Source organism: uncultured Maritalea sp., from assembly GCF_937139385.1.
In the GTDB taxonomy this organism is placed as follows: Bacteria; Pseudomonadota; Alphaproteobacteria; order Rhizobiales; family Devosiaceae; genus Maritalea; species Maritalea porphyrae_A.
This window is the reverse complement of record NZ_CAKZPW010000127.1, coordinates 1-7,661: the sequence shown is the minus strand read 5'-3', so window position 1 is coordinate 7,661 and position 7,661 is coordinate 1. Positions and strand designations below refer to the sequence as shown.

The 7,661-nt window shown below is 50.2% G+C and carries 8 protein-coding genes; 4 read left to right on the top strand and 4 right to left on the bottom strand.

What is annotated here, in order from left to right; all coding sequences use genetic code 11:
• A partial coding sequence (rlmJ, locus tag Q0231_RS05210; protein WP_299345940.1) for a 23S rRNA (adenine(2030)-N(6))-methyltransferase RlmJ occupies positions 1-403 on the bottom strand: 403 nt, incomplete at its 3' end.
• A 6-nt stretch (positions 404-409) separates the two neighbouring features.
• A complete protein-coding gene (locus Q0231_RS05205; RefSeq protein ID WP_299345937.1) occupies positions 410-1,072 on the bottom strand; it encodes a LysE family translocator in 663 nt (220 codons plus the stop codon).
• 150 nt (positions 1,073-1,222) lie between these two features.
• Here Q0231_RS05205 and Q0231_RS05200 point away from each other — a divergent pair, with 150 nt between their 5' ends.
• The gene (locus tag Q0231_RS05200; RefSeq protein WP_269393472.1) at positions 1,223-2,443 is read left to right on the top strand and encodes an argininosuccinate synthase; all 1,221 of its coding nucleotides are present in this window, start codon (positions 1,223-1,225) and stop codon (positions 2,441-2,443) included.
• Position 2,444: 1 nt separating this feature from the next.
• Positions 2,445-3,056 carry a VOC family protein gene (locus tag Q0231_RS05195; protein ID WP_299345934.1) on the top strand — a complete coding sequence of 204 codons (612 nt, stop codon included), beginning with the start codon at positions 2,445-2,447 and terminating at the stop codon, positions 3,054-3,056.
• A 206-nt stretch (positions 3,057-3,262) separates the two neighbouring features.
• Here Q0231_RS05195 and Q0231_RS05190 read toward each other — a convergent pair whose 3' ends face one another.
• Complete coding sequence (locus Q0231_RS05190; RefSeq protein WP_269393474.1) at positions 3,263-4,441, bottom strand: benzoate/H(+) symporter BenE family transporter; 1,179 nt, start codon at positions 4,439-4,441, stop codon at positions 3,263-3,265.
• 184 nt (positions 4,442-4,625) lie between these two features.
• Here Q0231_RS05190 and typA point away from each other — a divergent pair, with 184 nt between their 5' ends.
• Positions 4,626-6,449, top strand: a complete 1,824-nt coding sequence (gene typA, locus Q0231_RS05185; RefSeq protein ID WP_299345929.1) for a translational GTPase TypA — start codon at positions 4,626-4,628, stop codon at positions 6,447-6,449.
• A gap of 23 nt (positions 6,450-6,472) precedes the next feature.
• Here the strand turns inward: typA and Q0231_RS05180 are convergent, their stop codons facing one another.
• On the bottom strand, positions 6,473-6,955 hold the full coding sequence (locus tag Q0231_RS05180; RefSeq protein ID WP_269393476.1) for a hemerythrin domain-containing protein: 483 nt from the start codon (positions 6,953-6,955) through the stop codon (positions 6,473-6,475).
• 219 nt (positions 6,956-7,174) lie between these two features.
• On the opposite strand from Q0231_RS05180, the gene Q0231_RS05175 reads away from it, so the two are divergent.
• On the top strand, positions 7,175-7,661 hold a 487-nt coding region (locus tag Q0231_RS05175; RefSeq protein WP_299345926.1), incomplete at its 3' end, for a cbb3-type cytochrome c oxidase subunit I.

Below are 7,661 nucleotides of genomic sequence, written 5' to 3'. Positions count from 1 at the left end.
CTTCAAAATGGGATTTAAGTTTGATCGCGTCTCTTGGGTGCAATTCTGTGGCAGTCAATCGGTCTTGTTCGCGCAACAATTTACGCGCGAGCAATGGGGAACCGGGATAAAGCTTAAGCGTGCCCGATGTGTTCAAGCTTTCAACCATGTCTAAATAGGGTTTGATCAATTCGTCGAGCGCTTTTGAGCGTTTGGCGTTCATGAGCGCTTGAATGCCATTTTTCCACTCGGGTGAGCGTTGGGCTTCATCGCTCGTTAAGTCATAAAGGCCGATGCCTGCGTGGGTGTCGAGCACCCGAAAACCCTTATCCTTCTTTTGCATGTAGCAAATGATACGGGTGAGGATAATGTGTTTGATGACGTCAGCGAAATTGCCAGCGTGGAAGGCGTGTCGGTAGTTCATGAAAGTCTAATGTCTCGCTTGAGCGGTCAGAATGATAGCGGCAAAGCTGGCAAATACGGCGGCAAATCCATAGTTGAGCATACGGCCAATCCATTTGGATTTGGTCAGGGTGACGGAAAGCCAATCGGCGGCAAATATCATCGCAGCCGTGATGGGTAAGCTGATGATGACGAAGAATACGCCCAAGGTGCAAAGCTTATAGGCGGCATATGGATCGGTGGCGGAAACAAACTGGGGCAAAAACGTGATGAAAAACAGCACGATTTTTGGGTTCAGCAAATTGATGCCAATGCCGGTGAGATAGCTTTTGAATAGCGAAGGCGTTTTAGTGTTTGATTTGCTGGTCATGGCGAAATCACCGCCCGAACGTAGCGCGGAAAAAGCCAGCCAAAGCAAATAGAGCGCACCAACAATTTTTAGCGCAAGGAATGCAACTGGCGCGGCGGCAATCAGCACGGAAATGCCAAGTGCGACAAGTAATGTATGCACCAAAATGCCCGAACAAGCGCCCGCTAAAGCGGCAAGACCATGGGCGCGGCCATGGTTGAGGGCACGGGACAAAAACAGCGCCATATCCGGGCCTGGGGTGATGGCCAAAATGATCCCGGCCACACTAAAGGCGACCAACATGGGCCATTCGGGTATAAAGTTGTGCAGTAGATCTTGCATTGTTTCGTCCTTGCGGGCCTCAAAGCCCCTGTTTGGGCCATATGAGCCAGCAATTGGACGTTTGTCTAGCAAAATGACATTGCACCGATCCGGTGGTTTGCCATATGGTGGCAAAAATCCTTGGAACTTGAACAAAGAACAGCGTTTTTCATGAGCAAAGACATCAATAAAGTTGTGCTCGCCTATTCTGGCGGCCTTGATACCTCGATCATCTTAAAGTGGCTCAAAGTGGCCTATGATTGCGAAGTGGTGACCTTTACCGCTGACCTTGGTCAGGGTGAAGAGTTGGAACCCGCCCGCAAAAAAGCGGAACTGATGGGCATCAAGGAAATCTATATTGAAGATGTGCGCGAAGAATTTGTGCGCGACTTTGTGTTCCCCATGTTCCGGGCCAATGCGCTTTATGAAGGTGTATATTTGTTGGGCACGTCAATTGCGCGGCCTTTGATTTCGAAGCGTTTGGTTGAGATTGCCCATGAAGTTGGCGCAGATGCGATTTCGCATGGCGCAACGGGCAAGGGCAATGACCAAGTGCGGTTTGAACTGAGTGCCTATGCGCTTGATCCGAGCATTAAGGTGATTGCACCTTGGCGTGAGTGGGACTTGCAGTCTCGCACCAAATTGCTTGAGTTTGCGGAACAGAACCAAATTCCGGTGCCAAAAGACAAGCGTGGCGAAGCGCCGTTTTCAGTGGATGCGAACCTGTTGCACACCTCTTCTGAAGGTAAGGTGCTTGAAGACCCAGCAGATATTGCACCTGAATATGTTTATCAGCGCACCGTGAACCCAGAAGATGCGCCAGATAAGCCGGAAATCATTACTGTTGGCTTTGAAAAAGGCGATGCGGTTTCGATCAATGGTGAAAAGCTAAGCCCTGCGACCGTTTTGACCAAATTGAACGAACTTGGTGGCAAGCATGGCATTGGTCGTTTGGACCTGGTGGAAAACCGTTATGTGGGCATGAAGTCCCGTGGTGTTTATGAAACACCGGGCGGCACCATTTTGCTTGCGGCGCACCGTGGCATTGAATCGATCACGTTGGATCGGGGCGCTGCGCATCTTAAAGACGAAATTATGCCGCGCTATGCGGAACTGATCTATAATGGTTTTTGGTACTCTCCAGAGCGTGAAATGCTACAAGCGTTGATCGATAATAGCCAAGAAATGGTGGCTGGTGAGGTGACCTTGAAGCTTTATAAAGGCAGCGCCAATGTGATTGCGCGCTCTTCGCCATATTCTTTGTATTCAGAAGATTTGGTGACCTTTGAAGAAGGTTCGGGCACTTATGATCATCATGATGCTCAGGGCTTTATTAAGCTCAATGCTTTGCGGTTGAAGACCTTTGCCGCCCGCAAAAAGCTATATAGTTAAGATGTTAAAGCTGGATCACATTGCCCTTGGGGCGAATGATCTTGAAAAATCTTGTGAAACGCTCAGCCAACAGCTGGGCGTTTTGCCGTTTGGGGGTGGTGAACATGAACTGTTTGGCACTCACAACAAGCTGTGGCGCATTGAAACAGCAGACTATCCTGTTTATTTAGAGCTGATCGCTGCTAACCCAAAGGCTGAACCAAAACGGGCGCGTTGGTTTGGGTTGGAAAAGCCATTCTTGAGCGAAGATATTCAATTGCTCGGGTTTATTGCCAGTACACAGAATATTGATGGCCTGGTTCAAAAACCGCCATTTGATCTGCTTGACGTTATTGATGTGACGCGGGGCGTGTTGAACTGGCGATTTGGGATCACCAAAGATGGCGCTTTGTTGGATGATGGCGCGCTGCCCTATTTGATTGAATGGCAAGGTGGGCGGCACCCGCTTGATGGTGTTGCGCCCCAGCATATTGAATTGAAGTCCATGGCTGGTAAGGCATTGGACGGTCTTGACCTAAATTGGCCGTGTATGTTGGCGCGCGGCGGGGCGCAGGCTTTGTCTGTGGAGCTGATCGCAGCGAACGGCGAAACTTTGCGTTTTAAACGCGCCTAATATTGACCACTCAGGTCTGACTTTGGTCTACGCAAAAACAGTTAGAACCCCTGAAAATCAAGGGATTGGTATCTATTTGGTTCTCTTGTCAGGGGTGGGGCAGCTGTGCAATATCGCGCCCGCATCTTTGATGCATTGTGAACTCCCTTTTTGCTTTGTGATGGCTTTAAGGGGAACTTGCCCCGAAGCATCGCTTCGGGGCCCTTTTATTTTTGGGTGATGAATTTTGATGCGCCCAAAATCGCAATGCCCGCAAGCAATCCCCAAAACGCCCCTGATATACCAAAAAAGCTAACGCCTGATCCGGTGATCAAAAAGGTGACCGCGGCAGCATGGCGGTCTTTTTCATTGTTGAGTGCACCAAATGCGGCGGCGGCAAATGCACCCACCAGGGCAAGGCCCGCCACAGCTTCCACCAATATGGCGGGAGCGAGGGAGATAAAGGTGATGGCAAGACCGGCAAATAGGCCGATGATGACATAGACTACGCCCGTTACAATGGCGGCCCAATAGCGTTTGTCTTTGTCCGGGTGGGCATCTGGGCTGGCGCACATGGCGGCTGTGATGGCGGCAAGGTTGACCGCGTGGCTGCCAAATGGGGCGGCGAGGGCGGAAAACACACCCGTTAGGGTAAACAAGGGACCAGCGGGCGTTTGATAGTGGTTGGCTTTAAGCACTGCCATGCCGGGGATGTTTTGTGAGGCCATGGTGACCAAAAACAAAGGCAAGCCAAGGGAAATGATCGCGGCGAGATCAAAGACCGGGGCGGTAAACACCATCTGAGGCAATAAGGAGTTTGCGAGTTGGCTCATGGTATCTGCGGGCAAATCAACGCCAAATATGATGACAAGAATGAAGGCCAAAAGGGCAGCAGGCACGGCCATCAACTTGTTAAAAAAACCAGTGATGAGCCAAGCCAAAGCGATGGGCAGTCCAAGGATTGGATCAAAGCCAATCGCTTTAATGGGGGCAAAACATAAGGGCATCAAAATGCCTGCGAGCATGGCATTTGCCAAAGATACAGGAAGCTTTTCAACGGCACGTCCAAAGGGGCGCCAAACCCCAGAAATGATGATCAGCGTCGCACACACAAGAAATGCGCCAACGGCGGCGGCAAAACCGCCTGAAAGCTGCCCGGACGTGACCATTAGCGCCGCGCCCGGAGTTGACCATGCCACCGAAATTGGCATTTTACGTTGTGCGCTTAAAATAATCGCGCAGACCCCCATGGCGATGCACATGGCGGTGAGGCCGCTGGCTGCTTGTTCGGGACTTGCGCCCACGGCAAACAAACCTTGCAAGACGATGGCAAAAGAGCTTGAAAAGCCCACAAATCCCGTAATTAGCCCCATTATAAGGGCTTGAGGAGAAAAATCGCGCAACATGGTTTTGAACTCAAAAGGCAGGAAATGTGTTGCAGCTTAGCGGCCGGTTTGCACTTTGCAAGCCCCAAAATTAAGCAAAAGCCAAGGATTTGGGGCCGTTTTAGCAATTAAAACTTGCCCTTTTGCCTGTTCAGCCTTAAAGCACGGCCAAGAGATGATTTCCCTATTAGATTGGAACTGAATAATGGCATTGCGCAATATCGCCATCATCGCGCACGTTGACCATGGCAAAACGACGCTAATTGACGTGCTGTTGAAGCAATCGGGCTCATTCCGCGATAACCAGCGCGTTGAAGAACGCGCCATGGATAGCAACGACCTTGAGCGTGAGCGTGGCATTACCATTTTGGCGAAGGTAACTTCGGTAAATTGGAAAGACACACACATCAACATCGTTGACACACCAGGACACGCCGACTTTGGCGGTGAAGTTGAGCGGATTCTCAACATGGTGGATGGCGCGATCATTTTGGTTGATGCGGCTGAAGGCCCAATGCCACAAACCAAGTTTGTTTTGGGTAAAGCGCTTAAAATTGGTCTTAAGCCAATTGTTGCGATCAATAAGATTGATAAGTCTGACGAGCGCCATGAAGAAGTGCTCGACGAGATTTTCGATTTGTTTGTGTCGCTGGACGCGAATGAAGAACAGCTCGACTTTAAAGTGCTTTATGGTTCTGCCAAACAAGGTTGGATGGCTGAAGAGCCAACCGGTCCACAAGAAAGCATGGCTCCACTTTTGGACATGGTGCTTGACCATGTGGAAGAGCCACATGTTGAAGAAGGCCCGTTCCGTATGTTGGCCACAACCATTGAATCTAACCCATTTTTGGGCCGGATTTTGACCGGTCGTGTGCTTTCAGGTTCTATCAAGCCAAATGATGCGGTTCACGCCTTGTCAAACGATGGCAAGATTATTGAGCGTGGCCGGATTTCAAAGGTGTTGAGCTTTAAAGGTCTTGAGCGCGAGCCGGTTGAAGAAGCCAATGCGGGTGACATTGTTGCGATTTCTGGTTTGGTGACCGCAACGGTTGCGGACACAATCGCAGCACCAGGTGTAACCGAAGCCTTGCAAGCCCAGCCTATTGATCCTCCAACTTTGTCCATGGCGTTCCGCGTGAACGATGGTCCATTGGCTGGTCAAGAAGGTGACAAAGTGCAGTCTCGCGTGATCCGCGATCGATTGTTTGCAGAAGCTGAAGGCAATGTGGCGCTTAAAGTGTCTGACGGCGAAGAAGGCGACGGCGACAGCTATGAAGTGGCTGGCCGTGGCGAATTGCTTTTGTCTGTTTTGATTGAAACCATGCGTCGCGAAGGTTTTGAGTTGTGCCTTGGTCGCCCGAAAGTGGTTTACCGGGAAATTGATGGTCAACGTTACGAGCCGATTGAAGAAGTCATTATCGATGTGGATGAAGAGTTCTCGGGCCCTGTTGTGCAAAAGCTTGCAGAACGTAAAGGCGACCTGATTGAAATGAAGCCATCTGGTGGCGGGCGTACACGCCTTGTGTTCCATGTGCCAACACGTGGTTTGATCGGATATCAGCCTGAGTTGCTTTCAGATACTCGCGGAACTGCAATCTTTAACCGTGTGTTCCATGAATATGCGCCTTACCGTGGCAAAATGCAGGGTCGTCGCACAGGTGTTCTGATTTCAAACGGCACCGGCAAATCTGTGGCTTTTGCGATGTTCAACCTTGAAGACCGTGGTCCAATGATCATTGAACCCGGTGTTGATGTTTATGAAGGCATGATCGTTGGTGAACACTCACGTGGCAACGATTTGGAAGTGAACGTGTTGAAGGGCAAACAGCTCACCAACATGCGGGCTTCTGGTAAAGACGAAGCGGTTAAGTTGACCACACCAAAGAAAATGTCTTTGGAACAAGCTTTGTCTTACATTGCTGACGATGAGTATGTGGAAGTGACACCAAAAAGCATTCGTATCCGTAAAATCATGCTTGATCCGCATGATCGCAAACGCGCTTCGCGTGCGGCGGCAAAAACGGGCTAAACGTCAAAAGAGATTTTGGTGATTTAATCAGCGGCGTTGGACTTATTGTCTGACGCCGCTATTTTTATGTCGCGCAAGGGGCGGGCCAATTCGGCTTCAAGCGCCACATGGCGACGCAGGCTTTCAAAAAAGCCTCGCAACATATACCCGGTGGCGTCGGCCGTTTGGGTTGGCTTGCCTTCCCCATAAGAAATCAAAACATCGCGTACTTCTTCGCCAAAGCACCGATCCTCATAGTGTTCAGATTTTAGTCGGTCGAACATTAGTGTTTGATCAGGTTTACCGTTGAGTAAACGCTGCAGCGCCGGGTACAATTCTTCTTCTTCATATTGATGCGCTTTTTTAAGAATCGGCTCGATGGCCCGAGCGGTTGTCGAACAGATCTGGCGATCAATATTATCAGGAAGCGCGTCAGCGATCTCCTCCAACCTGTCACATAGGGCCAGTTTGTCATGATGATTCTTGCGCAGATACGCGAGCATTTTTGAACCTTCAATTTGGGCCATCGCTAGATTGCTCTTTTGTTAACAGGAGGTTACGCAAGGTCACACCTTTGTTGCAACCGACTAATATTTCTCATGAGACATTTGGCCACAAGCGACATAGGGTAACCTTGACTTAGATCAACGTAGGCTGTTTCAAGTGAAACTAAGTTGCGTCTTGGCTGAGTAGGGGTGCATCGGTACTTTGTTGAGGCTATTGCGAGAATTATTGCGGGGAATAAAATGAAAAACTTAGGCTGGACCATTGTGTTGGGGCTGGCGGCGCTATGCGCTGTAATTGCAGCCGCCTTAGGGCAGGATCAACTCTATCAAACCCATGCGTGGGTGCTGGCAGGCACCACGGCAATTGGGGCAATTATCATGCTGCGTCGCGTGGGCGTTGTTGGCGACGGTGTCGTCGACAAATCGGGCTATTTAGACGATCCGATTCGTTACGGGGTGATCCTTACGACTTTTTGGGGATGTGTCGGCTTTTTGGTTGGGGTGATTGCAGCTTTGCAATTGGCTTTTCCAGAACTCAACATTGAGCCATATTTGAATTTTGGCCGTGTGCGCCCGCTGCACACCTCTGCTGTGGTGTTTGCCTTTGGCGGAACGGCGCTGATTACTTCGAGCCTTTATGTGGTGCAGCGTACCTGTCAGGCGCGACTGATTTCAGACAATCTAACTTGGTTCGTGTTCTGGGGTTATCAGTTGTTCATCGTTCTGG